The organism is Burkholderia gladioli (assembly GCF_000959725.1).
Lineage (GTDB): Bacteria > Pseudomonadota > Gammaproteobacteria > Burkholderiales > Burkholderiaceae > Burkholderia > Burkholderia gladioli.
Window position 1 is genome coordinate 152,531 of the sequence record NZ_CP009321.1, and the last position, 26,402, is coordinate 178,932.

A 26,402-nucleotide genomic window follows, 5' to 3' on the forward strand; every position below is an offset into this window, starting at 1 on the left:
TGCACTAGCCCCGCACTCAATCATGTGTTCCTTGAGTGTCACTTCTACCGCCGACATGCCAATGGCTAGTCATGCCGGACCAGACAACTTCGACGTCGCCGTCAGAACAACCGGTTCGTATTGAGTTCCTGAGTTCCGGCTCCTGAGCGAGCCTTACGGGGCGAGCTCGCAGTGCCCAGTATTCGTCTGCCAAAACTCTCCGTGCGTTTACCCTGAAGCGACGGTCCATTCATGCGGTGAATGGATCACATTGAAGCAAACAAGTTGAGCTTCGCGGAAGTCCCGACGATCATTGTCGCAAAGAGCATAGCTCTAGCCGCTGGCACAGAAAGATTCGGAGACGCTTCATGACTTGCCCCCTTTATACCTAGTCCGCTGGCGTCCGCCCGCACCCTCCCGAAAGTTACGTCCCTTAGGCGCGCGTAAGCAATCGCATGCCGGGAAGACTTGCGTCCAAAAATCAAGGTAATTGATATGACTATCCTGGGAATCAAAACGTTGGTGTACGGTGTAGATGACATCGCTGTCTGCACGCGATTCTTCGAAGATTTTGGCTTGCCACTAACCGAAAGCGACGCGGAGCGTTCCGTTTTTACGCTGGTCGATGGCTCTAGCGTGATCGTCCGATCGGTCGAAGACAAGAATCTTCCTCGCGGTTCGCTTATCGGTACTGGCGTGCGCGAAGTAGTTTGGGGTGTCGACAGCAGCGAGTCCCTTCGTGCGCTGATCGCTAACCTCTCTATTGACCGCGAGGTAAAGCTCGACGAGCACGGCGACGCACATTTTCTGTCCGATTGCGGGCTGCCGATGGCGCTTTCTGTCTTCCACAAGCGCCCTGTTATCAACGCCCCCGACCAGGTGAATGCGCCCGGCGTCGTGAAGCGCCTGAATACCCATCGCAAATGGCGTCGTCGCGCTCATCCCAAGACGATTCAACACGTGGTCTTTGCCGTGAAAGACTTCAAGAAGTCGTTCGCGTTTTTCCGGGATCGACTCAATTTCCGTCTCACCGATTATCAACGTGGGTTCGGCATCTACAGCCGTGCTAGCGGCAGCAACAGCCACCACACCCTGTTTCTCCTGGACGCGTCCCTGCCATTTCCGGGACTGGACGGGCAGCCGCGCTTCCACCATGCGAACTATGGCGTCGAGGATATCGACGAGATCATGACTGGCGCGAATTACATGGAACGCAAAGGTTGGCCTAAGTCGCATCTCGGGCTCGGCCGGCATCGTATTGACTCTGCACTTTTCTTTTACCTTCCGTGCCCTACGGGAGGCGAAGCGGAGTATGGCGCAGACGGCGACTTCATCGACGACGCGTGGGTGCCTCGCGAGTGGAGTGTCCCGTTATTTGGCTATGCGCATTTCGTTCACAACCTGCCGGAATGGCTCCGCGAAGCGCCCGATTGGGAGTTCAAGTTCCTGAACGCAGACAACGACCTGTCTGCGTAAGCGCTCGGCACGACAGTGAGATGGGCCAAGAACTGGCTCCAACGAGGAGATACTTGTGTCAGCTATAAAAAAAGTTCTGATCGTCGGCGGGGGTATCGCCGGACTGAGCGCTGCGATTGCTCTGAAGCAACGGAATATTGAAGCCGTCATCGTCGAGAAGAACCCGCAGTGGTCCGTGTACGGTGTCGGGATTATCCAACCGTCGAACATGCTTCGCGCGCTCCGCAGCCTTGGATTGGGAGACAAATGTCTCAGAGTTGGTCGCGGCTTCAACGGCTGGCGTTTTTGCAACGCAAACGGTGACGTGCTCGCGGAGGCAGCGGCACACAATATCGCAGGTCCGGGCTATCCCGCAGTAAATGGCATCACTCGACCGGCTCTGCACACGATTCTTACTGAAGCAGTTCTGGCGCAGGGAACAGACGTTCGACTCGGCGTCACGATTGAACGCGTCGCGGAAACGGGAGACAGCGTTAATGTCGAATTTACCGACGGTCAATCGGAAGTGTTTGACCTCGTCATCGGTGCAGACGGGGCGTATTCGAAAATGCGATCGATGCTCTTTGGGGTATCCAGTCAGCCGACTTACACGGGCCAGGGAGTATGGCGCTACAACTTTCCGCGGCCCAAGGATCTTGACTGGGGATGCATGTATTTTGGAAAAAAGACCAAAGTTGGTCTAGTCCCCCTTTCAGAGTCGGGGATGTACATGTTTCTCCTGAGCGCCGAACCAGGAAACCCACGCATGCCGGCGGACAAACTGAGTTTGTTGCTACGTGATCGGATGGATGAGTACGGCGGACTCATCGCCGAACTGCGAGAACTCGTTACCGACTCCGACGCCGTTGTCTATCGCCCGATGGAAGCTGTGATGCTCCCAGGACCGTGGCATCAGGGCCGTGTTGTCCTGCTCGGAGATGCGGCCCATTCCGGAACGCCGCACCTGGCAGAAGGCGCAGCCATGGCGATTGAAGATTCGATCGTTCTTGCCGAAATGGTCGACGGTGCGAGCGACATCGAAGCCACGTTGCAGGCGTTTTGGCGAAGACGTGCTCCGCGTGCCCAGCTCGTCTATGAGACCGGAATCAAGCTGGGCGAATGGGAGCAAGCCGAATGGCGCGGTGAAGCCAGTCCCGGCGCTGCATACAACGAAGCGTTCTCCAACGCCTACAGCATCCTCAGCGAACCCATCTGAATTTCAGAGGTCACAAGATGAGCAAAGTCATCATCAGTTGCGCCGTAACCGGTGCAATCCATACCCCTTCAATGTCGGAGCATCTTCCGCTCACGCCTGCTGAGATCGCACAGCAAGCCGTCGAGGCGGCCGAAGCCGGCGCTGCCATCTTGCACCTGCATGCAAGAGATCCCGAGAATGGCAAGCCCACAGCCGACCCCGCTGTTTTCGCACAGTTTGTTCCGCAGGTTGCCGCGTCAACGAATGCGGTCATCAATATCACGACGGGCGGCAGCACGAGCATGACGCTCGAAGAGCGATTGGCATATCCGCTGATCTGCAAGCCAGAGATGTGCTCGCTTAATATGGGATCGATGAATTTCTCGATTCACCCGGCCGCGAAAAAAATCAAGGAATGGCGCTACGAATGGGAAAAGCCCTACGTTGAGGGTACGGAAGATATCATTTTTCGCAACACATTCCGCGACATCCGGCGAATTATCGAGCAACTGGGTGAGTCGGGTACCAGATTCGAGTTTGAGTGCTACGACGTCGGCCATCTCTATAACCTCGCTCATTTTGTTAACGAAGGGCTCATCAAGCCGCCTTTCTTCATTCAGTCAATATTTGGCATTCTGGGTGGCATGGGTCCGGACCCGGAAAACCTCGCGTTCATGCGTACTACCGCTGACCGTCTGTTTGGCCGGGGAAATTACCGGTTCTCGGTCCTCGGCGCGGGTCGCCATCAAATGTCGTTGTTGACTGCCGGCGCGGTATTCGGCGCTAACGTCCGGGTTGGCCTTGAAGACAGCCTGTTCCTCGAACGGGGTAAGCTTGCAGTGTCGAATGCAGAGCAGGTTCGAAAGATTCGGCGAATCCTGCAGGAACTCTCGCTGGAGATCGCTACGCCGGACGAAGCGCGCGAAATGCTCGGTCTCAAAGGGGTCGCCCAAACGTCAATTTAGGATCTGATCGGCACTAATCTTTTTAAGACATCCATGACTTTCGTTATCCTAATTGAAATCGAGTAACTGAAATGCTTGAATATTTCCCGACGAATTACGTGTGGAACCTTGCTACCAACCTCGCCATCATGATGGGTGGGAACGTAGGCGAAATTGACGTGATCTGCCGCAACCTCATCGAGGCGTCAAAGAGTGGTGACGACGCTGGCACGGAGGCATTCTTTGATGCATGGTGTGCGCAGGCGGATACGCTCGTGGAGCTGGCCGAAGAGGACGTCGCCGCAAAGCGTTTGCTGAGTGCAGGCAAGAAGTACGGTCGCGCCGCGACCTACTATCTGACAGCGGAGCGCGCCCAGAATCGTGACTTTGCGCCCCGCCGCGCTGCGTACGCGAAGATGCTCGACTCCTTCGAGAAGTTCATCGCGTTGAATGACGAGAACTGCGAGCGAGTAGAGATTCTTTACGAGGGAAAAATTCTCGCGGGCCTGCTTGTCAAGGCAGACCGGCGCGACGGAACGCCCGCGCCTTGCATCGCCCATTTCAATGGTCTGGACAGCACCAAAGAGATGATCTACGGCGCAGGCATTGCGCAGGCGCTCGCACGCCGTGGCATCTCAACGTTGATGATCGACCAGCCGGGCGTTGGAGAAGCGCTTCGACTTGAGGGGCTCTATGCCATCGTCGAGAGCGAGAAGTGGGCCGGTGCGGTTGTCGACTATCTGCAGTCGCGCAGTGAAATCGATCCGGAAATGATCGGGGCATGCGCCTGGTCTTTGGGCGGCTATTACGCACCGCGAGCTGCTGCCTTCGAGAAGCGATTCAAGCTGTGTGTCGCGTGGGGCGCAAATTTCAACTGGGGTGAACTTCAGAAGCGACGTCTGGCACGAGAAGGCGACAAACCTGTTCCTCACTACTGGGAGCACGTTCAGTGGGTTTGGGGCAAGAATTCGCTGGACGAATTCATGGCCTTCGCGCCAGAAGTTACGCTGGAAAATGTGATCGACAAGATCACCGTACCGTTCCTCGTGACCCACGGCTCGAATGATCGTCAGATCCCCCGAGAGTACGCCCACGCGCAGTATGAAGGCGCAGTGAACAGTCCCAAGCGCGAGCTGAAGTTCTTTACGCCGCGAGAAGGCGGCGTTGAGCATGTCAGTGCGGACAATATCGAAAACGCACGCGATTACATCGCCGACTGGATCAGCGAGACGTTCTCGGAACTCGGTGCCTCGGGAGTCAGAAAGTGAGCCCGCAAATTATTGATCTGTCGATCTATCTTGAGAATGACGTCATCTCGGACCCGCCTATCTACCGGCCGAAGATCCAGTATATCGATCACAAGATGTCGGTTCCGGAGTTGACCGGATTCTTCCCCGGTCTGAGAAAAGAGGACCTGCCGGACGGTGAAGCGTGGGCCATCGAGCGTATCGAACTCATCACGCACAACGGCACCCATTTGGATGCGCCGTATCACTTCGCATCAACGATGGACGAGGGGGAACGCGCTCTAACCATCGACGAGGTTCCCCTCGAATGGTGCTTCCAACCGGGCGTGAAGTTGGACTTCCGGCACTTCACGGACGGATACGTCGTGCAGGTTGACGACGTTAAGACCGAGCTGGCACGTATCGGCCACACGCTCAGCCCACTTGAAATTGTGCTCGTCAACACGGCCGCTGGCGCTCGGTACGGCGCCGACGATTACGTGAGCGCGGGCTGTGGAATGGGCGCCGAAGCTACCTTGTTCCTGCTGGAACACGGCGTCAAGGTGACCGGCACCGATGGATGGAGCTGGGATGCACCTTTCGTTCACACAAAGGAAAAGTACGCGGCCACGGGCGATGCATCGCTTATCTGGGAAGGGCATAAAGCGAGCCGGCTAAAGGGGTACTGCCATCTTGAGAAGCTTCACAACCTCGAATCATTACCTCCAGTCGGCTTTAAGGTTTCCTGCTTCCCGTTCAAGATTCGCGGCGCTTCAGCAGGATGGACCCGCGCGGTAGCGATCATCGAGGGTTGAAGTTGGAATTGAAGCGCGACTCGTCAATTGGCTTCCAAGAATAGGCCAGCGAGTCGTGTCTTGCGATAAAGCGTAGGGCGCCAGATGCGGGCAAATAAAAAATATTGGAGACAACGATGAATCGAAACAAGCTGCGTGCAGCGATGTTAATCGCTGTTGCATGCATGTGCGCGGACGCACGTGCGACAGAAAACGGCCTGCAAAGCTACCCGCTCGGCGTGAATACCGTGCTTAACGGAATTGTGCCAACTCCTGGTACGAGCCAGTTCTATAACTACACGACCTTTTATACCGCTGACCGCTTCGCCGGCCCCAATGGTGGCAGCGCCGTCCCCGGATTCAAGACCGACGTGTTCGTCGAGACGCCCCGTATCCTGCATACATGGGGAAACCTGCCCGGGCCATTTACGTTCACGTCCGGACTTGTCGTTCCTCTCGTTCACACGAATATCGGCATCGGTGGCGCCAGCGATTCACGATGGGGACTGGGTGACATCGTCGTCCACCCGTTAATCATTGGCTACGCGAATCTGCAACATTACTTCTTCGCAACGCTCGCCCTTGATTTCTCGGTTCCGACCGGGAGCTTTTCCTCCACGCGTCTCGCGAATACCGGCATCAACTCGTATTCTTTCATGCCGAATGTGAATATTACCTACTTTCCATTCGAGAAAGTGGAGACATCCGTTACGGCCGGATATGAAATAAACTCTCCCGATCGTCAGACTGGGTATCACTCTGGCAACCTGGCTTTCCTGGACTGGATTGCAGGCTACGCAGTGACTCCGAAGTGGCAACTCGGCATTCAGGGTTACGTTTTAAAACAGACAACGGACGATACGCTTAACGGTGCGGTTTTCGACAACGGATTTCGCGGCCGCGTCTACGCGATTGGCCCTCAGGTCCGTTTCAATTTCAATCAATATTCTGGCGTCGTCCTGAAGTGGCAACACGAATTCGGCGCTCAAAATCGTCCGCGAGGGGACAGGATATGGCTGGAGTTCACGGTTCCCTTTAACGGCTGAGGGAGAAGATTCGGTTGACAGCATTTAGGTGAAGCCGGAATATTCGGACGAGCAGTACGTGCTGAAAAAATCACGCCTAAAGGGCGGGGTGTCATTTCGGATCTTAGTTTGCAGCTTGCATCAATTCCATTCATTCATTTGTCGTATCAATTTTCGTTTCCCGATAAACGGCGCGAAAAAAGAATGTACTATCTGAAAACTGAAGGAGGCTATTACAATGAGCGAAGTTAACTGGAGACCTGGTCGTCGTGTGGCAATCGCAGGTGGCGGGCCTGGAGGCGTCTCTGCTGCGCTCGCATTCCTGAAAGCGGGCTTCGACGTCAAGATTTTTGAGCGGAAGAACAACGTCGAGCCGATTGGTGGCGCGGTTTTGCTTTCGATCCCCGTTCTCATGATCTTGCGCGAATACGGCGTTGATCTCACGAGATTTACAGCGGGTGCGACCATGTGGTTTACCAATCACAAGGGAAAGGTTCGCGCGCGGCTGCCGGCGTCACGTGACGCAGAAGTGGCTTCGGGCATTGAGCGCTTTTCTCATGGTGTGCTTCGCTCGGAAGTCTGCAGGCGAATGGCCGACCTTCTTCCTGCAGGCGTTGTTCACGTCAATCACGGCGTTGCGGGATACTGCGAAACGGCCACCGGCGTACAGGCACTTTTTGAGGATCAGGAACCTGTCGAAGCCGATATCCTGATTGGAGCAGATGGAATTCGCTCGAAGGTCGCGAGGCAGGCGTTCGGTGATCCTAACCTCTTCCACCTCGGGATCAAGGTTTGGCTAGCGCACTGTGGCACGCCGAATGGGATGAACATTCCGCGAGACCGGGCGCTTCTGTCGCACTCTTCCCGCTATCAGGCGTCGCACTTTCCGCTCATCCGCCATGGCGAGGAGGGTTTCGAGTGGTGGATTGTCGAGAAGTTTCCTGAAGGAACTTCGCACCCGGCCGATCCGAAGGCATACGTGCGAAACATCGTTAAGGATTTCGACACTCCGATCCGCGACCTCGTCGAGATTACCGACTTCAGCACCTCTACTTTCCAGTGGGAAATCTATAACCGCAGTGCGTTGCAGAAGTGGTCGAAGGGGCGTGTTGCGTGCCTGGGTGACGCCGTTCACCCGGTTTCGCCGTATGCCGGCTATGGTCTCGGTATGGCTGTCGAGGACGGCTACTTCATTGCTCGCTCACTGCGGGGCTGCGATCTGCGAAACGCAGAAGCGGTTCGCCTGGCGTTCAATGCGTTTGAAGATATCCGCGTTAACTACGTCAATACGCACGTAGCATTTGCGCAGAAACTCGGTCATATGTTTCACAAGGTTCCAGCTCCGTTGAGTTATCTGCGCGACTTCGTCTTTGATCGGACTTCTTTCCTTCAAAAATCGCTATCGCAGGGGTATACGCAGGACGTCCTGAAGGAAACGATGGACTTACGTGAACTTCACGTTGTTCGTGTGGAGTCGCTCGCGTAGAAAGCGATATTTTTAGTTTGCGATTTAGTTGGGACAGGAAAATGGTAGATGGGCCTGTCCGTAATTTTGTGTTCGAGGCATATTTTTGTCCCAAGGAGAACATATGCCTCGCAAACCGAAAGCCATGCCGGCCGAGTTGCCGGCGATTCCCGCCGAGCTGCTGGAGCAGTTCGGCAATGGCCCGATGACGGCCGATGCCATCAACGCCGCAACGCTGGCACTCAAGAAAGCGCTGATCGAGCGCGCGCTGGGTGGTGAAATGAATCACCATCTAGGCTACGCGTCGGGCGCGGCCAAGCCAGCTGAGGTGAGCAATCAACGCAATGGCAAAAGCGCCAAGACGGTCCTGACCGAAGACGGCCCGATCCGTATCGAGGTGCCTCGCGATCGCGACGGCAGTTTCCAGCCGCTGCTCATTCCCAAGCACGAACGCCGCTTCACCGGCTTCGACGACAAGATCGTGGCGATGTACGCACGCGGCATGACCGTGCGAGAAATCCAGGCTTTTCTGCTCGAACAGTACGGCACCGAGGTGTCGCCGGATTTCATCAGCTCCGTCACCGATGAAGTCATGGCCGAGGTCACGGCCTGGCAAGCCCGGCCGCTTGAACTGATGTATCCGGTCGTCTTCTTCGATGCCTTGCGGGTCAAGATCCGGGAAAACGCCGTCGTGAAAAACAAGGCCATTTACCTGGCGCTGGGCGTGTTGCCCGATGGAACGCGCGACATTCTAGGGCTCTGGATCGAAGGCACCGAAGGCGCGAAGTTCTGGATGAAGGTCTTCAATGATCTGAAAACGCGTGGTGTGAACGACATCCTGATCGCCGTCACCGATGGACTGAAAGGGATGCCCGAGGCGCTGGCAGCCGTATTTCCGGCCACGACGCTGCAGACCTGCATCGTGCATCTGATGCGCAACAGCCTCGATTACGCGAGTTGGAAAGACCGTCGAGGGCTGGCCGCGGCCATCCGGCCGATCTACACGGCGGCGAGCGCGGAAGCGGCCCAGGCCGAATTGGATGCGTTTGCCGATGGCGAATGGGGACAGCGCTTCCCGACCGTCAGTGCCTCATGGCGCAACGCCTGGGATCGCGTGATCCCATTCTTCGCGTTTCCCCCGGCGATTCGCAAGATCATCTGTATGCGGTCCACGAACGACGCCCCTCAGAGAAGGTGTCGGAGTGTGTGAGGTGGGTAACGCTGCGGTTCAGCGGAGCTCAGCAGGCATCTTCCAGGGCAGCAGCGCGTCGTAATCGTCAACAGTCTTCGCCAGGGGCAGACGCTGGAACAGCCAGGTGAGGTATCGGTACGGGTCGATGCCATTGGCCTTCGCCGATTCGACCAAGGTATAGAGATTGGCGCTCGCGTTTGCACCATCGACGGTGTCGGAGAACAACCAGCCGCGGCGCCCCACGCAGAACGGGCGAATCGCGTTTTCGCAGGGATTGTTCGAGATGGGCCAGTCGCCATTCTCGAGGTAGCGGATCAACTTCGGCCATTGCGCGCGCAAGTAGGTCAGTCCCTTGCCGAGCAGGCTTTTCGGTACGATACCCGGCGATTGCTCGAGCATCAGCGCATGGATAGCATCGAGTACGCGTGCACTGTAGCGTCGTCGCAATCGCTGTCGTCGCTGCGACGGCCACGTCTCACTGCGCGTCTCGGCAGCGAACAGCTTTCCGATCAGCTTGATGAAGCGCGTCGCGAGCAGATCGGGCGTTCGGGCAGCCTTCGGTACGCTGTCCTCCGCTTTGACGAAGTACCGTCTCACGTGTACCCAGCATCCAAGGTGAACGAGCTGGTGACGTTGAGCGATGTCGTTGTAGGGCTCGTAGCCGTCGGTCATCATGACCGCGCCTTCGTGGATTCCGGTGAACAGCTTGTCGGCCAGCTTGGTGCCGCGCCCAGGCGTATAGGTGAAGCAGCGGATGGGGACACCCGAACCGGTCATTTGCGCCCAGAGGTAACTCTTCGTTTGGGGGCGGCGGCCTTCCTCCTTGAGCACCTGGAGCGTCGTCTCGTCGCAGTAGATCAGCTCGGCATCGAGCAACGCGTCACGCATCAGGTTGATCACGGGCTGCGTCGCGAGGCCAACTCGGACCATGCTGGCGGCGATCGTGTTCGACGAGATGTCGCCGCCGAAACGACGCAGCAGGCCGGCCTGGCGATACAGCGGCATACCGAACTGGTACTTGCCGGTGGCAATCCACGCGAGTGCGGATTCGCTCAACAGTCCGCGAGGGATGATGCGCGGCGGCGCCGGCGTGACCTTGATGCCGAGATCGCAGCACGGACACGCGTATTTGACGCGATGGTGCTGGATCACGCGAAGCTGCTCGGGGATCACATCGAGCTGCTCGCTTATCTCTACGCCGAACTCGACGAGCGCGTGCCCATCGTTTGCGCAGAAGCGTTCAGCTTCGGGCAGTTCGTGTCGCACGACGTCGCGCGGCAGGTTGGGATCGAGTGGTTTGCGGTGGCCGCGCTTCTTGCGCGTATGCGCAGCAACCGCCAATTCCGCAGTGTCTTCCTGCGCCGGCGTCGCCTTCGTGCCCAGCGCTTCGGCTTCATTGAACAGACCGAGCTGTTCCGAGGATCGCGCCTCACTTTTGGCGCCGAATAATTCGTGCCGATAGGCGCGCAGCCGCTCCTCCGCGAGATCGCGTTCCGCCGTCACGAGACGCAGCGTGCCGCGAACTTCTTCATGCTCGCGCTGAAGCGAACCATACGCTTCGCGTATCGCGAGCAGCGCGGCAAGTTCGGCGGCGGTGATGGTGACCTGGATCGGCATGCCGATTCGACAGACATGCCGATCTCGCGTTCAACTGACGCGACGATATTCGCGTCTCGGATGCCGCTGGATCGTAGTAATGTCGTCACCGTCGAGCAACGCGTGCAGCAGATCCGTCGTCATCGTCACGACTTCGGTTTTCTTGTCTGGCCAGGTGAAGCGATCGGCCTCAAGGCGTTTCGTTAGCAGCCAGAAGCCGTTCCCATCCCAGCCGAGGATCTTGATTCGATCACGACGCCGATTGCCGAACACGTAGAGCGAAGCATCCATCGGGTTCAGTCGCATCGACTGTTCGACGAGAATCGACAGGCTGTTCATGCCGTAGCGGAAGTCGACGGTATCGCGGTGCAGGTAGACCTTCAAGCCTTCGTCGAACCGGAACACGGCATCCTCCCCAGGATCTGAACCAAGGTCGTCAGTTCGTCGACAGTCGCGATGGCCTTGCCCAGTTCGAGCTCGACACCGTTGGATAGACGCACGTGCAACGCGAGCGTCATCGATGCTGATGTGGGCGGTGTCAACGACGGCGCCGAAACGACCGGCACGAACGCAGATGCTGGTGCCGTGGCCGAAATGCGCTTGAGCGAACCCGGGAGACCGATAGCCAAACCATCGACCACTTCGACGGCGGGGGGCAAATCGTGCCCGTCAGCGTCGTTATCTTGCGACGCCGGCACGAGGCCTTTCTCGCGCTCCATCAGATACTTCGAAATCCACTTGCGTAGCAGGTTGGCGTTGATCCCGTGCTCCTGCGCCAGGCGAGCCACCGACACGCCCGGGCGTAACGCGGCCTCGACCAATGCGCGTTTTCCCTTCTCGTCGTAGCGGCGACGGCCGTCGCTGTTTTGACGAACCACTCTCAACTCAGAGTCTTTGTCAGCCATAGGTGTCCACCTCCCAAATAGGTGGACACCTATGCTCCTCGCTCAGAGCGCCGTTGGGCAGACGCCGACAATGGACCGCATACGTTGAGCGTGCCCGGGCCGCGCGTCGACGTCTCAAGGGGCCTCACGACGCGCGCGCGTCGTCGCCCGCGGCCGGCGCCGTACGCATCAGCTCGAGCACGTAGTCGGTCATCGAGACGGCGATCGCCGAGGCCTGCTCGAAGCTCACGATGCTCCGCGCCTCGTCGCCGAGGGTGCGATCGCCCACCTTCAGCTCGACCCACTGCGTCCCGAGCGCGAGGGTGCGGGTCACGGTGTAGTACGGCGCGTCCCCCTCCCTGCCACGGTAAATCGCGATCACCGCCTGCGACGCGCCGATCGGCGCATGCCACTTGTCGGCGTCGGCCGTGCCGGCGACCCACGTGACGCTCCCCACCTGTCGCGTGGTCCACGCGAAGCCACTGGCCCAGGCCAAGGCATCCTCGGCGCTGGCGAACCCGCTCTGGCGCACGACCGGGTCCTGCCCGCGCTGATACTCGACGCGCGCGCTGTAGGTCGGCGCCTCGTCGGCGCTCGCGCCGAGGCTTTCGGTGATCGTCACCAGGGCCATGGCGCCGTCCCCGGCGCCATGTAGCTCGGTGCTCGTGCCGAACCGCATCGTGAACCAGCGGTGGCCAGCAAAGTCGACGTGCCCGTGTTGGGCGTCAGCCGCCAGCGCGGCCAGGGTCTTCGGGATATCGCTCATGAGGGTGTCCGGTTGTGCATCGATGGGTCAAGGGGGCTCAGCCGCGCGGTCGAGCGTGGGTTCAGGTCGGGCGCGCGGGGCGTGCCCAGGGCGCTCATCCGGCGTGCCCATTGCGTTGCAGCCAGCGTTGGCGCCGATCGGCCGGCGAATCCAGGCGCAGGGTGAGCGAGCCGGGCCACGCGGCCAGCGCCGCGCGCAGATCCGCCCCGAGATCCGCCGACGGGCCGCCCCGCGCCAGCTCGACCAGCTCGAAATCGCCCAGGCGCTGCAGGCCGATGCGCGTGAGGCGCCAGGTGTGGTCGTCGTAGACCTCGGCGAGGAACGACGTCAGGCCGATGCCCCAGATCGACACGCGCCAGGTTTGGATGACGGAACGCACTGGGTTCGCCGCGGCCGCCGCGATCGGATTCGATGGGTTCATGGGGGCGTCAGTGGCGCGCGGCCGGGTAGACGAAATCGGCTTCCGGGGTGAAGGCGTAGCGCGTCGGGTCGTTCTCGAACAGCACGTAGCCCTCGATGCCGCGCTCGCGCAGCGCCGCGACGGCGCGCCGGGTGCTGGCCAGCGAGAACGTCTCGAGCTTGCCCGGGTCGACGCCCTGTCGGCCGCCTGTCGAGGTCCCCAAGCCGGTCATCAGGACGATCATGGGCTCGTCGGTGCCGACCTTGCGGCCGAAGATCTGGTGCTTCATCGTGCAGCTCCTGTTGGCCCGGGGGCCGGTGTGGGCGTGGGCGCGGACACGGCCGCGCCCGCCTCGCTCTGCTATTCGCTGCCCGCCACGCTCAGGCCTGGGGCTGACGGGAAAGGTGGTCCGCCACGTCGACCACAACGTCCGCCGCGCGCGCCTCGGCGAGGGCGCGCGAGGCAAACGGGACGGACCGGCAGCCGCGGTACGTGATACGCCACGCGCCATCGTCGTCACGCTGCATCAACGCCGGCTCCCCGAGAAACACGGCGTGATACCGCTCGGGCTCGCCGGCTCCGTCGTCCACCCGCACCCACTTGGGGTGCGCCGGCGCCGGGTCGCCCCAGAAAAATTCGGCCTGGGCTTCCGTGCGGGCCAGCAGCGCCCCCTTCCATAGGTCCTGGTCTTCCACATTGCTCTCCAGCAGGAAGAACTGACGGGTTTCGGGCCCGGCTTCGGTCTGACGGGTGAGCGTGTCGACCCGATAGCTTTGGAATCGCGACGCCGCGTCGGTGCTGAAGTCCGGACGCCAGGTCTCGATGAACGACGACGGTTCGGCGTCGCGCAGTTTGCCGTGCCAGCGGCCCCCGACGCAGAGCAGCTGCGCGTCGTCGAAGTTGATGATGGTCATGCGGTGGTCCTCGTCGTGTTGGTATGGCCGCGCGCGGAGGCGGGCGCATCGATATCGTGACGCACGCTACGAAACTTGTACAACGGGATACATTCCGCGCGCTGCGCCCGGTCACGCGGCGCCCGGCACCGCGCCGGGCGGGTGTGGCGCGCAGGCCCGCCGGGCGCGGCTCGGAGGGGATCAGGAGGGAGTATCGGCGAAAAGCGGCCGATCTGACCGGATGAAATCGCACAGGCGATAAGCCTAGTTATCAGATGTGCGATTTGTCTATCGACCGAATGTTCACGCCCTGCCTCTTGAAGTCGGCCGGCCGCACCACCATATCAGCGCCTGCGCACGCGGCTTCCCTTTGGCACGCCCCGGTTGATTGATCGCGGAAGCGACGTGAGCAACCATGCTACCCAAACTGAGGGACCTCCTGATGCCGTCTATTCCCCGCAAGCTCATCCCCGACGATCAGTGCATCGTTGTGCTCGACACCAGCCCGGTGCGCGACATTGCATATGAATCCTCTACCCCCCCTTGGGTGGCAACGTTCGAGAAGATGGCCGACGCCGGCTACTCGTTCTCGCTCGCCGACAACGCCGTCACCGAGCTTTTGAACCAGCGTCTCGATGGCCGCCTGACCGAAGCCGATTTGCACAAGATTCACAAAGCGCTTGCGCCGTTCTTGAATCCGGATGCACCGGTGTTGCCGGGAAAGAAGGATCTGCTGGCCATGATCGGGGAGTCTGAGGACTTGGACTGGTCGGAAGCCGAGGTGTCGGATTTCGCTACGCGCGCTTGGGCGGTCCTCTGCGATCCGTCACTGCTCAACGAAGACAGTGGGAAGGACATCAAACGCGCACTGCAAGACGATCGCGAAGACTGGACTGAGTTATTTAAGGACCTTGATGACGCCCACGCCGAGTGGATGGCTCATGCCCCGGACGGCGAGGCCACCCGTCCGTTGCATGAATACGATCACCCCCAGTTGGATAAGGCGCTCGCCACCGAGGCGTCACGCGGAAAATCGCAATCTCCGAGCATAGCCGAGCGCCAGGATCTGATGATCCGGTACATCTGGCGCCAGTGGGTTCGGACGCGCAAGTCGAAGGAGCCCTACGATCCGACTAGTGACAAGAAGATCAACGACGGAATCGATCTTGACCTCTATCGTTACTTGATGCTGCCTGCGTTCGTGGTCGCGGGTGACAACGGGTTTCACGGGAAAATCGCGGACCTTCGGAGACCGCAGTTGAAGTGGTTTTGGCGCCCGCAGGATCTGGCGGATGCTTGGGAGCGCGGCGACAATCCTCGCCCTGCGTGGAACTAAAGGCATCGCGGCCCATTCATCTGGGTTACGGCATCTCCGTCATGCGCGTCTGGCCAGGCACGCGACGCATCGCGCTCTGGCCAAGTCGTGGTCGGACGCACACGGCTTTAACCTTACCGCCGCGCTTGCTCGCTTCCGACCGGAACATTTATCACCCGCCTAAGACTGCCGGTGTTCCAAATGGCCAGCCAAGTTGCGCCGGCCAAGAAAAATCCCGGCCGAAGCCGGGCTTGATCGCTGGTCAGCACCAGGAATGCCGATGCCTCCACCATTCGACAATGCCGACCATACGAATTATCGGCATTGACATGACACCCCAAAAAACGCGGCCGCGACCGGGTCGCCACGCGTCCAGCACCTGCGGACCGGGCAGTCCAATCATAGGCCAGCAGCGTCTAGTATTCCCTGGGCAGTCCAACACTGCCTCTGCTGCGCAGCATTGACCCAGGCCATCGTTTTCTGCTGCAAGTCGTGCCCTAAGACGGGCAGGTGCCCACGTACTACGCGCCGGCATCCGGGGGCGGCGTGCCCGACGCGGTACGCGGCCGGTTCCGGCGCAATATCCCTGATCCGATACCCGTAGTCGCGTTGTGGCTGCTCGCCGACGACCGGCGCGTGCTGCACACGGTCGCGGCGATCGCCATTCGCGGCCTGAGCGCGCACGCGATCTCAGTCGCGATCGACGCGTACTACGAGCGAGGCGGCTTCGAAGCATTTCCGCTCGATCCGACGCTGTTGCTGATCACTCTGGCCGATTTCGAGGCCGCCATGAAACGCGGGCACGCGGCGGATGTCATCGACCGCGTGCAGTCGAATGATCGCAGTTCGGTATTTTCATCCGCGTTCACGCTGCGCTGACCCGATCAATCGGACGGTGGTCCATCTCTCTGGCCGCAAGTGCCGGGGCAGGAAGAACCTAAGCAGCCCTTGATGATATGCCATTCACACATCAATTCCATCGCGCGGATAGAGCATTTGTTGGATAGTGCTTTTTCTTCCGCATCCGGAACCCCCTGCTTAACTCTCGGCCAATACATCGAGTCCATGGCCTCGTCGATTGCTTCGTTATATGCATGACGGCGACGAGCGGCTTCCACATGTTCGACAATTGACGTGCCAAGGGCCCGAAGTTCCTCTTCCTCGCTTACTGGGGTGATGCCCGATAGACCGCCGAACATCACGGCGTATAGAAATCGATCTTTTATCGATCGCCAAGCTGCGTCGAGCTCGGGAGCATCAACGAGATAGTTGAGTTTGCGAAGACGTTCTCGGACCAGTTCAAGGGCAAGATACATCGGTGGTCGGAGAACTTCCGGCCTGGCCAACGCCGCTTTCAACGACGCGTGGGTACGAAAGCCCAATCCGTACGCCAGTGCCTCTGTCAGATGAGAGGAGCCAACTTGGGGAAGTACTTTGGCAACGACATGCTTCAATTCAGCAAGTTCCGTCGCACTAAGACGAGGATGGTGCATGCAGATCTCCAGACATTAAAATCGACGGTTCCCGATTACACATCGATTCGGATTGGAGTCCGCTCGGCTAAGGAAAAAACACTCTGTGATTTAACCCGGGAACAGGTTTGGCCCAGACGCCAGCGACAATTATATACAAGAAATAGGATGGCGCGATCTGCGGGGCCATTGTCGTTCACAGCGCCCGTGAGATCACCAGCTGCCTGGGGCGCTGATCTTTCAAAGGGGTAGCCGCATGACCACGAAGGTGTGAGCAAACACGCGCGTTTTACCTGGGGGTGACGAACCGGGCTCTCGCGACGACATCACGAAGACCCGCTATGAGCGCGTTAAATTCGGCACCCCGCCCTAGTCGCAATGCCTGCTCGAACCGCTCGTCGGCTTGAAACGCCCGCGCGTGCCATTCCAGGATTGAAAAGTCCTCCGACGAGAGATCGAGCATGCTGTCCAATCCCTCGATCAAATGAGCATATGCGACGTCCGGCGTGCTCGTGTCGTTGCGCCGGGCGAACGCAAGACGGTTCCTAGCGTTGGCGATCATCTCGATCGCAGTGGCGTCGTCCACGTCCATGCTCGTAAGGGGCCGGTAGATCATCTCGATCAACCTACGCTAATCGGAGCGAGGCAACCTGGAGGGCGGTCTTTGTGCTTCGCGATCCACTCAGCTGCATCGTTGGTCGCGACGAACATGGTGCGCGCGGTTTCACCCGACCGCTTCGAATCGCCGAGCTCAACACCGCCGAAGAACCGCATCTGCCACAACGTGACATTTCTGTTCGTCGCGATGTACCCACCTCGATAAGCGATGACATCGCTCTCATAGATCTGAGTGACGCGCTGCTCCGCTGGAATGCCCGCCCATGCGCTCTCGAAAACCTGCGTCCCTTCCGAAGTGAAAATGGAGGCGTTCGCGACGGCGTTCGGCGCGATCTGGATCTTCCAGTGGTGCCAAGCCAATCCGAGTGCGATGTAACAAGCCAGGGTCGCCAGCTTCCCGCCTTCGAAAGGGATCGACATACCTTCCCGCCAGACGCCATCCGGCCCACGAACGAGCCGGTCTCGCTGACCGACCGCGAGGTTGCGGCGAAGCTTCTCGTTCCTGCCGATTCGACCAGCCACCTGCTCCACGATGGTCGCAACCGCGTCCGGGTGTACACCGCCCATCGGCAGCACCGCCAAGACATAATGTTCAAGTTGCGACTTTGCGTTATTGCAAACATTGCAAGCCGGAACTTTCGGAAGGTTGGCGCGCTCCCCGACTCGAAAGAACTCGCGCGCAACCACATGGTCTGCCGTTTCGGAAACAGTTTCCCGGCCACAATAGACGCACGTCTTGTTTTTAAATCCCTTGCTTCCCATCAGGCCCCCGTAGGTCCGCCTTTGCGCGGTAGCACTTCTTTCCTACCACGCCACCAATCGTACCCCACGTTGTTCGCCGCCCGCGCGCCGGGCGTGCCAGGGCTCTACCTCGCCACCATTCGTTGGCGATATCGGCCCACGCCTCGCCACGCGAGACGCTGCATCTGTCTGCTGAAGTGTGAAATCTTATCCCAACAGAATCCGACCATCGGCATGTGCGAGTAATATGGAGGTATTGAAATGCCACGAAATAGCTACCGGAGACTCAATGGCCACGGCAATGACACCCGAAGAAGCAGCCCGCCGAATTCTTGACATTTTCGTCAATCATTTCCATATCACCGTCGACCGCGCGCTCGGCTCAACCAACGTCATGCACGTCTGGTTGAAGAGAGGCTTGCAAATGGATGACATGAAAGCTGGCTTCAAGTATGCCGATGAAGCAGGCTGGCTTGTCGATGGTCCCACTGGTGGCGTCGTCTTGACTCAAGCGGGCTTCGACGAGGCGTAAGCGCATTGACATCCATTTTAGTGGTCACATCGACACTCGTGTCGTTGGAGGCGAAATGCTGAAATTCGATGGTCAATGGCGTTACCAGTCGCCGGGTGAAATGGAGGGCGGCGTCGTCGCCGATCTACTCGCGCTCGTGATGCGCATCGCAACGCAAGACGGCACAGCCCAGAATATCTACGAGATATTCAAGCGCCGGTTTGCACAGGCAGCTGGTCGGCAGACCTCGCGCAGCTCGAGCGAGGCGTGGGCCAAGGCCGACATGAAGGATTATGCTGGTCACGCCTCGGAGAATGCGGCGTTATTCGTCGAGGCGTTTTACGACGCCTGCACTGATGTTGAGCGTCACAACGACTCTATCGTCTTGCCACCGCTCGACCATATCAACCGAATCCTTCAGTCCAGCGGTTATGCGATAGCCCCGCCCGATCTCGTGATGGGCCAGATCAACGCTAGTGTTGCGGTGCCGGGGCATACACCGTCGCTCGACGAGCAGGCGAACGAACTCATTCAAACGTCGCTATTGCGATCCGAAGATCTGCTGGCAGCCGGACAGTATCGAGCCGCAGTGTCGGAGATATTCTGGCTGCTCGAGACGGTGTCGACTGCCTTTAAGGGTGCTACTTACGCGGGCGGAAACGTAACCGGCAACTACTTCAACCAGATCGTTGACGACCTCAGACGGCTTAATTATGGCGGCGTCCTCGGCCAAGTTATGACCTGGATGAAAACCCTCCACGGGTTTGTCTCGTCGCCCACTGGCGGGGGCATCCGTCACGGCACTGACCTGAAGGAAGGGGCAGAGCTCGGCGCAGCAGAAGCGCGGCTCTACTGCGATCTCACCCGCAGCTACATCGCATACCTTCTTGCCGAACATGCGCGGCTCCACGGGAGCTGAGTCGGCGCTGGACCGGCGCCGGCGAGTGCACGGTCATGGTCAGTTCCAGCCCAGCTAATCCTCCAGCGCGAGCTTCTCCGCACGTGCATGGAGAGCGTAGTCGACCTGGCCAACAGGCTCGAAGAACTTGCGGCCGCGTGGGAATGCGGCGAATCGTCCTGTCCGGCGTGGAATCTTGAGGGTCCCGATTGGACCAAATAAGCCGAAGAGGTTCTCTACCTCAAGCGCGCGCAGCCGCTTTAATGCTGCAACAAAAAGGGGCCGAAAGGCCCCTTTTTCGCATGACTGCCCGCTACCAGGTCGAATAGTCAAAGAACGGGCCAACTAGCCCATCCTAGGCTATATCGCTTTGCGCCATTCAGGCAATTCCGGCGTCACTCGCGTGCTCGGGCGCCGGGCCGCAGCACGCATCCCCACCTTATCGGCCGTAGTCAGCGGCGCAGGCTTCTTCTTACGCTCCGACACGCGCACGACGACCTTCACTGCGGCCGTCGTCGGCGCAGTTTTCTTCAGCGGTTTCGTCACGTGGCTCATATCAACTCCTTATCCAGCAAATAGTCTAGCAGCTTTCTCCACGACCGACTGTCGGCGGCAAGATCGAACTCCATCAGCCGCTGCGAGCCGTGTGCCGCCCACCATGTTTCGTCGATTTCCAATAAATCCTGGACGGTTCGACAGGCTCCGAAATCCGGGATCGCGCGCTCGTCGTCCTCGAGCGGCCCATCGAAACCGAGCTTGGGCCAATAGCGATAGCCGATTAAGTTAGGGTCAAATCCGGCCCCGCCCCCCGCAATCAAAGTAATCCGGCGGTAGCCCAGACAGTGCGCAGTCATCGCGCAAAGGGCAAAGGCTAACGTACCAAGCCAGTCCGGCGCCTGGTGTCGCAGAAAAACGTGGTCGATGTGCAGTGCCTGCGCGATTGCCGACTCCGCAACGTTGCCCGTGGCATCGTCGATTTCGCCAAGATACAGCGACATCTCGTTGTCCACGTCCTCGTAGAACCCAATGCGGTTCTTGTGGGGGTGTTGCAGGATCGCCGGCTGCACCGACGTGTAGTACACGCCAGGCGGGGCCGAGTCTGGTCCCACCTCATACTGGGCCTGCTCATGGACGCGCGCGTTGGTGAAGACCATCAGCAGTTGCGCGTACTCGGCGCTGGTCAGCTCGATCGAATCGAAATCGATCAGTGTCGCGGCACCGATTAGCTCGCCGTCCAAACGGAACTCGCCGGAGAGATACTGCGTGGCCAAGTCGGACGCCCGCAGCCGATCGTACGGATCGTGCAACACGCGATCGAAGAAGTCAGTACGAGGTAGAGGCATGCTATCGGGCAGAAACGAAAACGCTCAATTCTAGCGGTCAGCGCGGTCGCTTCGGGCGCGCCGCGCTGGCACGACGCGAACCTCGTCGGCCAGGAGCAAGCAGCGCTGACCAAGCGCCAAGGCCAAGGCCAAGCCTACCGGGCGGGCAGCGCTGCGGAAGCACCGCTTGCGTAACCAAAGTTGTAACTACCCTGGTGGAATGCTGTACGGCCCGCAAACCCTTGTCCCGCAAGGCTGAGAGGCCAAATCCAGTTTCAGCTAAAGTTGTGTCTATCGGCGTTGCGCCGTCAACTAAAGTTGTAACCTGCTGCGCGATTTCAACTAAATTTGTGGCGCAATGGACGATCGGCAGATTCGCTGGTACCGACAGCGGTCAGGGCTGGCGAGATAAGAAGGCGTTTATCGCGTGCGGTGCCATCGGCGGCATGGTTGCTAGGGCGTGTTCACACTATCGCAAGCCTTCAATGATCAAGGCGAAGTTGATAAAGGCAATGAACATCACGTCGAGCTTGTCAAAGCGCGAGAAGATGCGCCGAAAGCCCTTCAAGCGGCGGAACAGTCGTTCCACTTCGTTGCGACGCTTGTACATTTCGCGGTCGTACTCCCAAGGCTCAACGCGTGTGCGCAACGGCGGTACGACGGGAATGAAACCAAGGTCGAGCGCGAGTTGCCGGGTTTCGTTGCCCTCGTACGCTTTGTCCATCAGGAGGTACAGCGGCCGGTTCGGCGGCCCCAGACTTTCGAGAAGTGCGCGCCCCTGCGGAGCATCGCCAGCCTGGCCGGGCGACAGAGCAAACGTCACGGCTGTTCGAGCATCCGCGGCAACCATATGAATCTTTGTTGTCCATCCTCCGCGAGATTTGCCGATGGCTTGTGGTCCGTTTTTTTTAATGCGCCGGTCCCGTCAGGATGAACTTTGACGATTGTGCTATCCAGCGATACCGCTTCGATCCGGACACGGATAATCTGCGCGCGCTGCAACTCCGTGAACACCCGGTCCAGCACGCCGCTGCGGGACCAGCGGTTCATGCGCGTGTAGATCGTGTGCCAACGGCCGAAGCGCGAAGGCAGGCCGCGCCACTTGCAGCCATGCTCGGCTACGTAAAGGATTGCATTGAGCACTTGCAGGTTCGACAGACTTACATTGCCTCGTTGGCGCGGCAGGCAATGTTCGATCTGGTTGAATTGGGCTTCGGAGATTTCCATCTCCGAAGCATAACCTCAAACTAATAGTGTGAACAGGCCCTAACCACCTTCCTAATGGAGGTCTACGACGACCACACCTGGCGCCTCACGCGCATCGGCCTCCAGCGCTTGGGGGATTTCGAGCTGGTCGAGCTGGCGCGCGGCGGACCCTCGGCGGATCTCCAGGCGGATGTGCGCGCGGCGCTGGCGGCTTGGCCCGGCACGCTGACCCTGCGCCTGGATTCGCCGGCCGTTCGGTGCGCGCGATGGCACCAACGGAACGGAGGCGCACGATGAGCGACAACGCTGGCGGCGTCGCCCGCAAGCACCACTATGTGCCGCAGTGCTACTTGAAGCACTTCACGCACGACCGAAGCAAGAAATCCCAGCTCTACGTGGTCGATGCCCCGCGCCGTCGGGCGTTTTGGACCACACCCTCGAACATCGCGGCCGAACGCGACTTCAACCGCATCGACGGTGAGGACCCTAACGTAATCGAAGCCATGTACGCGGACTTCGAAGCGAAGCTGGCGCCGGTCCTGGTCCGTGCCGACACCCGCCGTGGCCAGGTGGATGACGCGGACCTAGCGATCCTCCTGGAGATGGTGGCGCTGTTCGCTGTCCGTAGCCCCCGGCGTCGGGAGCACCTCCGTCAGTTCTACGAGCACAGCACCCGCACGATCATGGACCAGGCGCTCGCCACCCGGGAGCGTTGGGAGTCGCAAGTCCGGAGGGCCGTTGCCGACGGCTTTATGGCGCCGCCGAAGGTCAGCTACGAGGACATGAAGGCGTTCGTGGACAGCGGCGAGTATCGGATCGACGTGACGACTACGCGGCACGTCGCGACGGAGCTCGAACTTCTCCCGGTCGTGTACAACCTGCTGCACGAACGACGCTGGGCGGTCTTACGCGCGTCGGCCGAGTCGGGCGGATTCGTGACGTCGGACAATCCCACGACTCTGTGCTGGGATGACGCGAACCTGGAGGGTGGGTTCTATCCTCCGGGCTTCGGGGCTACCGGCACGTCGGTAGTGTGCCCGCTGTCGAAAACCCTGGCGATTCGTGGCAGCTTCGATGGACGAGATGGTGTCCTCGAGGTACCACCAGATCTCGTGGCGGCGATCAACACGCGCACCATCGCGCTCGCCGACCGGCAAATCTATGCGCAAAACGACCGGTTCGAATTCGTCGGGCCGGATAACAAAGTGGGACGTGGTGATGCGCTGCTGTCCCGCTTGACGGCAGTCCTGCGAACCGCCGCGCCGGCGGGCGAGCCGTCATGATGCGCCGGCTCCGCGATAAATCTGACATGCCGTTGCTGCACCTGACTCACGCCCACTTCGCGCTGTATCGCGCCTACCTGGAAGGATTCGAGGAGCAGAGGCTGCACGCGCACTACGGCGCGCCCGGCACCCACGTGCGCATCACACGCCGCACGCTCGCCACGCTGCGCGACACCCTGACGATCGCCGCGCGGCGCGCCGGCGACATCGATGCCGCGCACCTGCTGCGCCTCAGGCCCGGCAGCTCGCCGGCCGAGGCCCACGCGGGCGCGGGGCAGGGAGAGCCGGGCGCTGCGCCGGTGCCGCCGACGCTCGATGCATTTCGCGACCAGGTCGACCCGGATCACGTCTACAGCGAGCGCGACCTGCTCGCCCTCTACCTTGAACAGTTCCCGCCGGCGCGCTCGCCGGCGATCGATCGGAAGGTCGCGCGCAACCGGCGCCTGCGCGAGCGCCAGGACGCCGCGCTCACCCGCATGGAGGCGGCGCTGGTCGAGGTGCCCCGCCCGGACCACCTGCTCGAGGGCTGGTTCGCGCCGGCCTTGGTCGAGCGCCTGGCCGCCGTCGGCGTGATGACCTTCGACCAGCTGCTGGGGCTGATCCGCCGCCCGCGCCAGCGGTGGTACACGGCGGTGCCGCGGCTGGGCGCCGTCGGCGCCGAGCGGATCGTCGCGTTCGTCGACCAGCACGCCGAGTCGCTTGGCTACCTGTCACCGCTGGCCATGACGCCGCGCCGGCAGTTGCCGGCCGGGCACCCGGCCCTGCAGCCCGTCGCGCGCGCGCCGGCCGACGTGGCGCCGCTCGAGGCGCTGCGCGTGCCGGCCGAGCTCGACGGCTCCGCCGGCCTGAACCGGGCGCCCGTGCCGGCGCACCAGGCCGAACTGAACACGGACCTCCAGGCGGTGCGCGCCTGGATCGAGGTCCGCGGCGCGCGCAGCGAGGCCACGCGCCGCGCGTACCGGCGCGTGGCCGAGCGGCTGCTGCTGTGGGCCATCGTCGCCAAGGGCAAGCCGCTGTCGTCGCTCAACACGATGGACGCGGCGGACTACCTGGAGCGGTTCCTGGCCGACCCGCAGCCGGCCGAGCGCTGGATCGGGCGGGGCAGGGTGGAGCGCTTCGACCCGGCCTGGCGCCCGTTCGCGGGGCCGCTGTCCGCGCGCAGCCGCGACACCGCGCGCCGGATCCTGACCGCCATGGGCGCCTGGCTCGTGCGCCAGCAATACCTGCGTGTGAATCCGTTCGACGGGCTGGCCGCCGCGGCGCCCGTGCCGATCGACACGGCGGGCCGCACGCTCACGCACGCCCAATGGCGCTACGTGCTCCAGACCGTCTGGCAACCGGATCGGGCGCTGGGCGCCGCGCCGGACCGCTCGGACGCCGCGCGCGCCGATCGTGTTCGGATGCAGCGCGACGCCTTCGTGCTACTGCTCGCCTACGCGACCGGCATGCGGCGCGCCGAGCTGGCCGCGGCCACCACGGGCGACCTGACGCGCAAGGCGCTCGATGGCGCGCTCGCGGACGCCTACGTGCTGCGCGTGGACGGCAAGGGCCGGCGCCGGCGCGAGGTCCCCATGCCGGCCAAGCTGCTGGATCTGCTGCGCGCGGAGTTGCGCGCGCGCGCCGAGCCGCTCGCGCTCGAGACGGCGCCGGCCGACACGCCGCTCGTCGCGCACGTGGTCACGGGCGCGGCGCTGCATCCGAACACGATCGGCACGCTGTTCAAGCAGATCTTCGCGCGCGCGGCCGAGCAGCTCGAGGTCAACTATCCGGGCGCCGCCGAGGATCTGCGCCGCGCCAGCACGCACTGGCTGCGCCACACCTTCGCCAACCACGGCCTGGACGCGGGCGCCGACATCCGCGACATGCAGGCGCTGCTCGGCCATGCGAGCCTGGCCACCACCACGCACTGCACCAAGGGCGACGGGGTTCGCCAGTATCAGACGGTCGAATCGTTCTTCAATGCCGCGCTCGAGGGTGCCGGTGCGCCCGGTCCAGCCGCGGCCGCTGCGACGGATGAAGCGGATGCCGCGGACGGCGATCACGGCGCGGGCCCGGCCAGCCGCCCGCGGTGCGTCGCGGTACACGTGACGTTGCGCGTGGCGCCGAAACGAGACGGCGGCCGCGGCCGGGCGCGCGTGCTCGATCGCATTGCGCGCGAAGTGTTGGCCGGCTTCTCGCCCTCGGCACGGCCGGGCGACGTCGCGGTCCTGCAGGTGCCGTTCGAGTCCGAAGACGAGTTCGATCGCCAGGTGGACGACCTGATGGTGGCGATCGCGCTGATCGCCGAGCAGCATCGCTACACCTCGGACAGCGAGACCTGGGCGGTGGTCGACGGCGAGCGCTGGCGGTGGTGAACGCTCGGGACAGCCGGCTTGCCGAGGAATCATCCGGCCGGGGCTGCGCGATGGCAGGTTTTTCCGAGCTTTCCCCGTCTCGCCTTGAATCCAGCCTGATCGAAGGCTATTTTGACGACCTCAACCTCTGAATAAGATGTTTTTTGGTCCCAAAAAGAATGGCTAGAACCCCCTACATCGAGGACGCTCGCCTAAAGCACTTGCTGAAAGTCTCGGCAATTTCGGGCGAGAGCCGCGAGCGCAACGTCGCGTTGCTGATGGTCATATACGGCACAGGCATGATGCTCACTGAAGTTGCACGCCTGCCGGTTTCGGCACACCTCAAAGGCGATGGCTCTTTGCTTGAGAAGTCTAGGATCGCCGAAGAAATCGCCTACAACGGCAAGGAGCGTCCGCTGTGGTGGTCGAATATCAAGGTGGTCAACGCAATCGACAAATACCTCACGTACCGCATCGAGAACGGGCACGGCCTCACGACGCGCAAGGCTGCATATCGCGGGCTTGATCCAGAGTCCCCGCTGTTTCTCACGGGCGACGGCAAGCCGTACCGATTGATGACGAGAAAGACCCCTACCGGGGCCGTCAGCTATTCGTGCGACTCCCTGAGCCAACTGTTCCGCAAGCTGCACGCTCAAGCTGGCATCGAGGGAGCAAGTGCAATGTCAGGTCGCCGCACATTTGCCGTGCGCTTGTATCGACTCGGCTTCGATCTTCGGCACATCAACGAGCTACTTGGACATGAAACGCTGACGGCAACGAAGCGATTGATCGACGCCGATCCGGTTCGAATAGGAGCGATTGTCGCCGGGGTGATTTAGACGAGTTTGTATTTCGGCACGAATGTAGTAACATAACTACATTGAGGCAA

28 protein-coding genes and 1 pseudogene are annotated in these 26,402 nt (G+C 60.8%); 16 read left to right on the forward strand and 13 right to left on the reverse strand.

The genetic code is table 11. From position 1 onward, the window contains the following. Positions 1-474 precede the first annotated feature (474 nt). The 8 genes and pseudogenes from BM43_RS01090 to BM43_RS01120 all read left to right on the forward strand — a co-directional run. The gene (locus BM43_RS01090) at positions 475-1,455 is read left to right on the forward strand and encodes a VOC family protein (RefSeq protein ID WP_036052775.1); all 981 of its coding nucleotides are present in this window, start codon (positions 475-477) and stop codon (positions 1,453-1,455) included. Between the two features lie 55 nt (positions 1,456-1,510). Further along, entirely contained in the window at positions 1,511-2,650 is a 1,140-nt protein-coding gene (locus tag BM43_RS37805; protein ID WP_036052773.1) for an FAD-dependent oxidoreductase, read from the forward strand. A gap of 17 nt (positions 2,651-2,667) precedes the next feature. Next, a complete protein-coding gene (gene kce / locus BM43_RS01100; protein WP_036052771.1) occupies positions 2,668-3,594 on the forward strand; it encodes a 3,5-dioxohexanoate:acetyl-CoA acetone transferase in 927 nt (308 codons plus the stop codon). A gap of 71 nt (positions 3,595-3,665) precedes the next feature. Next, positions 3,666-4,841, forward strand: a complete 1,176-nt coding sequence (locus BM43_RS01105) for an alpha/beta hydrolase family protein (protein WP_036052768.1) — start codon at positions 3,666-3,668, stop codon at positions 4,839-4,841. Next, complete coding sequence (locus BM43_RS01110; protein ID WP_036052767.1) at positions 4,838-5,614, forward strand: cyclase family protein; 777 nt, start codon at positions 4,838-4,840, stop codon at positions 5,612-5,614. The genes BM43_RS01105 and BM43_RS01110 overlap by 4 nt, the downstream gene beginning before the upstream one ends. A gap of 116 nt (positions 5,615-5,730) precedes the next feature. Further along, positions 5,731-6,639 carry a SphA family protein gene (locus BM43_RS38165; protein ID WP_036052765.1) on the forward strand — a complete coding sequence of 303 codons (909 nt, stop codon included), beginning with the start codon at positions 5,731-5,733 and terminating at the stop codon, positions 6,637-6,639. Between the two features lie 217 nt (positions 6,640-6,856). Further along, the gene (locus tag BM43_RS01115) at positions 6,857-8,104 is read left to right on the forward strand and encodes an FAD-dependent oxidoreductase (RefSeq protein ID WP_036052762.1); all 1,248 of its coding nucleotides are present in this window, start codon (positions 6,857-6,859) and stop codon (positions 8,102-8,104) included. Between the two features lie 103 nt (positions 8,105-8,207). Then, positions 8,208-9,290 (forward strand): annotated as a pseudogene (locus tag BM43_RS01120) (IS256 family transposase); the annotation flags it as partial. A 21-nt stretch (positions 9,291-9,311) separates the two neighbouring features. Here BM43_RS01120 and tnpC read toward each other — a convergent pair. The 7 genes from tnpC to BM43_RS01155 all read right to left on the reverse strand — a co-directional run bounded on the left by tnpC (position 9,312) and on the right by BM43_RS01155 (position 13,835). After that, on the reverse strand, positions 9,312-10,892 hold the full coding sequence (gene tnpC / locus BM43_RS01125; protein ID WP_036052759.1) for an IS66 family transposase: 1,581 nt from the start codon (positions 10,890-10,892) through the stop codon (positions 9,312-9,314). 30 nt (positions 10,893-10,922) lie between these two features. Beyond that, complete coding sequence (gene tnpB, locus BM43_RS01130) at positions 10,923-11,255, reverse strand: IS66 family insertion sequence element accessory protein TnpB (RefSeq protein WP_111946417.1); 333 nt, start codon at positions 11,253-11,255, stop codon at positions 10,923-10,925. Next, entirely contained in the window at positions 11,252-11,776 is a 525-nt protein-coding gene (locus BM43_RS01135) for a transposase (protein ID WP_036052755.1), read from the reverse strand. Before BM43_RS01135 ends, tnpB begins: the two co-directional genes overlap by 4 nt. Before the next feature lie 124 nt (positions 11,777-11,900). Then, positions 11,901-12,521 (reverse strand): hypothetical protein, encoded by a 621-nt coding sequence (locus BM43_RS01140; RefSeq protein ID WP_036052753.1) that lies wholly within the window; start codon positions 12,519-12,521, stop codon positions 11,901-11,903. A gap of 94 nt (positions 12,522-12,615) precedes the next feature. Then, complete coding sequence (locus BM43_RS01145) at positions 12,616-12,900, reverse strand: hypothetical protein (RefSeq protein ID WP_144417605.1); 285 nt, start codon at positions 12,898-12,900, stop codon at positions 12,616-12,618. 49 nt (positions 12,901-12,949) lie between these two features. Next, a complete protein-coding gene (locus BM43_RS01150; RefSeq protein ID WP_036047908.1) occupies positions 12,950-13,210 on the reverse strand; it encodes a hypothetical protein in 261 nt (86 codons plus the stop codon). A 91-nt stretch (positions 13,211-13,301) separates the two neighbouring features. After that, on the reverse strand, positions 13,302-13,835 hold the full coding sequence (locus tag BM43_RS01155; protein WP_036047905.1) for a hypothetical protein: 534 nt from the start codon (positions 13,833-13,835) through the stop codon (positions 13,302-13,304). Between the two features lie 394 nt (positions 13,836-14,229). On the opposite strand from BM43_RS01155, the gene BM43_RS01160 reads away from it, so the two are divergent. Both BM43_RS01160 and BM43_RS37385 read left to right on the forward strand, forming a co-directional pair. Further along, positions 14,230-15,150, forward strand: coding sequence for a hypothetical protein (locus BM43_RS01160; protein WP_230676225.1), 921 nt, complete (start codon positions 14,230-14,232; stop codon positions 15,148-15,150). A gap of 489 nt (positions 15,151-15,639) precedes the next feature. Beyond that, positions 15,640-16,008: a hypothetical protein gene (locus BM43_RS37385; protein ID WP_144417606.1), complete on the forward strand. Its 369-nt coding sequence runs from the start codon at positions 15,640-15,642 to the stop codon at positions 16,006-16,008. A 5-nt stretch (positions 16,009-16,013) separates the two neighbouring features. On the opposite strand, the gene BM43_RS39985 is transcribed toward BM43_RS37385, so the two are convergent. The 3 genes from BM43_RS39985 to BM43_RS01175 all read right to left on the reverse strand — a co-directional run bounded on the left by BM43_RS39985 (position 16,014) and on the right by BM43_RS01175 (position 17,981). Next, positions 16,014-16,622 carry a hypothetical protein gene (locus BM43_RS39985; RefSeq protein WP_144417607.1) on the reverse strand — a complete coding sequence of 203 codons (609 nt, stop codon included), beginning with the start codon at positions 16,620-16,622 and terminating at the stop codon, positions 16,014-16,016. 268 nt (positions 16,623-16,890) lie between these two features. Then, on the reverse strand, positions 16,891-17,187 hold the full coding sequence (locus BM43_RS01170) for a hypothetical protein (RefSeq protein ID WP_144417608.1): 297 nt from the start codon (positions 17,185-17,187) through the stop codon (positions 16,891-16,893). Between the two features lie 35 nt (positions 17,188-17,222). After that, complete coding sequence (locus BM43_RS01175) at positions 17,223-17,981, reverse strand: HNH endonuclease (protein WP_144417609.1); 759 nt, start codon at positions 17,979-17,981, stop codon at positions 17,223-17,225. A 268-nt stretch (positions 17,982-18,249) separates the two neighbouring features. Between BM43_RS01175 and BM43_RS01180 the strand changes: the two genes are divergently transcribed. Further along, complete coding sequence (locus tag BM43_RS01180) at positions 18,250-18,492, forward strand: hypothetical protein (protein WP_036047899.1); 243 nt, start codon at positions 18,250-18,252, stop codon at positions 18,490-18,492. 55 nt (positions 18,493-18,547) lie between these two features. Continuing rightward, positions 18,548-19,390: a hypothetical protein gene (locus BM43_RS01185; RefSeq protein WP_036047897.1), complete on the forward strand. Its 843-nt coding sequence runs from the start codon at positions 18,548-18,550 to the stop codon at positions 19,388-19,390. Between the two features lie 339 nt (positions 19,391-19,729). On the opposite strand, the gene BM43_RS39990 is transcribed toward BM43_RS01185, so the two are convergent. The 3 genes from BM43_RS39990 to BM43_RS39995 all read right to left on the reverse strand — a co-directional run bounded on the left by BM43_RS39990 (position 19,730) and on the right by BM43_RS39995 (position 21,918). Further along, the gene (locus BM43_RS39990) at positions 19,730-19,924 is read right to left on the reverse strand and encodes a hypothetical protein (RefSeq protein ID WP_144417610.1); all 195 of its coding nucleotides are present in this window, start codon (positions 19,922-19,924) and stop codon (positions 19,730-19,732) included. After that, the gene (locus BM43_RS01190) at positions 19,921-20,712 is read right to left on the reverse strand and encodes a hypothetical protein (RefSeq protein ID WP_036047895.1); all 792 of its coding nucleotides are present in this window, start codon (positions 20,710-20,712) and stop codon (positions 19,921-19,923) included. Before BM43_RS01190 ends, BM43_RS39990 begins: the two co-directional genes overlap by 4 nt. Positions 20,713-21,160: 448 nt before the next feature. Beyond that, positions 21,161-21,918, reverse strand: a protein-coding gene (locus BM43_RS39995; protein ID WP_088555623.1) for an IS5 family transposase whose coding sequence is annotated in 2 segments (ribosomal slippage) — positions 21,161-21,603 and positions 21,603-21,918 — 759 coding nt in all. Because the reading frame shifts where the segments join, the coding sequence is not laid out codon by codon here. A 54-nt stretch (positions 21,919-21,972) separates the two neighbouring features. Here BM43_RS39995 and BM43_RS01205 point away from each other — a divergent pair. The 4 genes from BM43_RS01205 to BM43_RS01220 all read left to right on the forward strand — a co-directional run bounded on the left by BM43_RS01205 (position 21,973) and on the right by BM43_RS01220 (position 26,352). After that, positions 21,973-22,194, forward strand: a complete 222-nt coding sequence (locus BM43_RS01205; RefSeq protein ID WP_036047889.1) for a hypothetical protein — start codon at positions 21,973-21,975, stop codon at positions 22,192-22,194. Beyond that, the gene (locus tag BM43_RS01210) at positions 22,191-23,180 is read left to right on the forward strand and encodes a DUF4238 domain-containing protein (RefSeq protein ID WP_042284287.1); all 990 of its coding nucleotides are present in this window, start codon (positions 22,191-22,193) and stop codon (positions 23,178-23,180) included. The genes BM43_RS01205 and BM43_RS01210 overlap by 4 nt, the downstream gene beginning before the upstream one ends. A 26-nt stretch (positions 23,181-23,206) precedes the next feature. Beyond that, the gene (locus BM43_RS01215; protein ID WP_088555625.1) at positions 23,207-25,534 is read left to right on the forward strand and encodes a phage integrase family protein; all 2,328 of its coding nucleotides are present in this window, start codon (positions 23,207-23,209) and stop codon (positions 25,532-25,534) included. Between the two features lie 158 nt (positions 25,535-25,692). Then, the gene (locus BM43_RS01220; RefSeq protein WP_036047888.1) at positions 25,693-26,352 is read left to right on the forward strand and encodes a site-specific integrase; all 660 of its coding nucleotides are present in this window, start codon (positions 25,693-25,695) and stop codon (positions 26,350-26,352) included. Positions 26,353-26,402: the final 50 nt, after the last annotated feature.

Bases quoted from the DNA above. Each gene is read 5' to 3' on its own strand.
- BM43_RS01090 (WP_036052775.1), top strand. From the start codon at position 475: ATGACTATCCTGGGAATCAAAACGTTGGTGTACGGTGTAGATGACATC.
- kce (WP_036052771.1), top strand. From the start codon at position 2,668: ATGAGCAAAGTCATCATCAGTTGCGCCGTAACCGGTGCAATCCATACC.
- BM43_RS01105 (WP_036052768.1), top strand. From the start codon at position 3,666: ATGCTTGAATATTTCCCGACGAATTACGTGTGGAACCTTGCTACCAAC.
- BM43_RS38165 (WP_036052765.1), top strand. From the start codon at position 5,731: ATGAATCGAAACAAGCTGCGTGCAGCGATGTTAATCGCTGTTGCATGC.
- BM43_RS01115 (WP_036052762.1), top strand. From the start codon at position 6,857: ATGAGCGAAGTTAACTGGAGACCTGGTCGTCGTGTGGCAATCGCAGGT.
- tnpC (WP_036052759.1), bottom strand. From the start codon at position 10,892: ATGCCGATCCAGGTCACCATCACCGCCGCCGAACTTGCCGCGCTGCTC.
- BM43_RS01135 (WP_036052755.1), bottom strand. From the start codon at position 11,776: ATGGCTGACAAAGACTCTGAGTTGAGAGTGGTTCGTCAAAACAGCGAC.
- BM43_RS01140 (WP_036052753.1), bottom strand. From the start codon at position 12,521: ATGAGCGATATCCCGAAGACCCTGGCCGCGCTGGCGGCTGACGCCCAA.
- BM43_RS01150 (WP_036047908.1), bottom strand. From the start codon at position 13,210: ATGAAGCACCAGATCTTCGGCCGCAAGGTCGGCACCGACGAGCCCATG.
- BM43_RS01155 (WP_036047905.1), bottom strand. From the start codon at position 13,835: ATGACCATCATCAACTTCGACGACGCGCAGCTGCTCTGCGTCGGGGGC.
- BM43_RS01160 (WP_230676225.1), top strand. From the start codon at position 14,230: ATGCTACCCAAACTGAGGGACCTCCTGATGCCGTCTATTCCCCGCAAG.
- BM43_RS39985 (WP_144417607.1), bottom strand. From the start codon at position 16,622: ATGCACCATCCTCGTCTTAGTGCGACGGAACTTGCTGAATTGAAGCAT.
- BM43_RS01175 (WP_144417609.1), bottom strand. From the start codon at position 17,981: ATGGGAAGCAAGGGATTTAAAAACAAGACGTGCGTCTATTGTGGCCGG.
- BM43_RS01180 (WP_036047899.1), top strand. From the start codon at position 18,250: ATGGCCACGGCAATGACACCCGAAGAAGCAGCCCGCCGAATTCTTGAC.
- BM43_RS01185 (WP_036047897.1), top strand. From the start codon at position 18,548: ATGCTGAAATTCGATGGTCAATGGCGTTACCAGTCGCCGGGTGAAATG.
- BM43_RS39990 (WP_144417610.1), bottom strand. From the start codon at position 19,924: ATGAGCCACGTGACGAAACCGCTGAAGAAAACTGCGCCGACGACGGCC.
- BM43_RS01190 (WP_036047895.1), bottom strand. From the start codon at position 20,712: ATGCCTCTACCTCGTACTGACTTCTTCGATCGCGTGTTGCACGATCCG.
- BM43_RS01205 (WP_036047889.1), top strand. From the start codon at position 21,973: ATGGAGGTCTACGACGACCACACCTGGCGCCTCACGCGCATCGGCCTC.
- BM43_RS01210 (WP_042284287.1), top strand. From the start codon at position 22,191: ATGAGCGACAACGCTGGCGGCGTCGCCCGCAAGCACCACTATGTGCCG.
- BM43_RS01215 (WP_088555625.1), top strand. From the start codon at position 23,207: ATGCCGTTGCTGCACCTGACTCACGCCCACTTCGCGCTGTATCGCGCC.
- BM43_RS01220 (WP_036047888.1), top strand. From the start codon at position 25,693: ATGGCTAGAACCCCCTACATCGAGGACGCTCGCCTAAAGCACTTGCTG.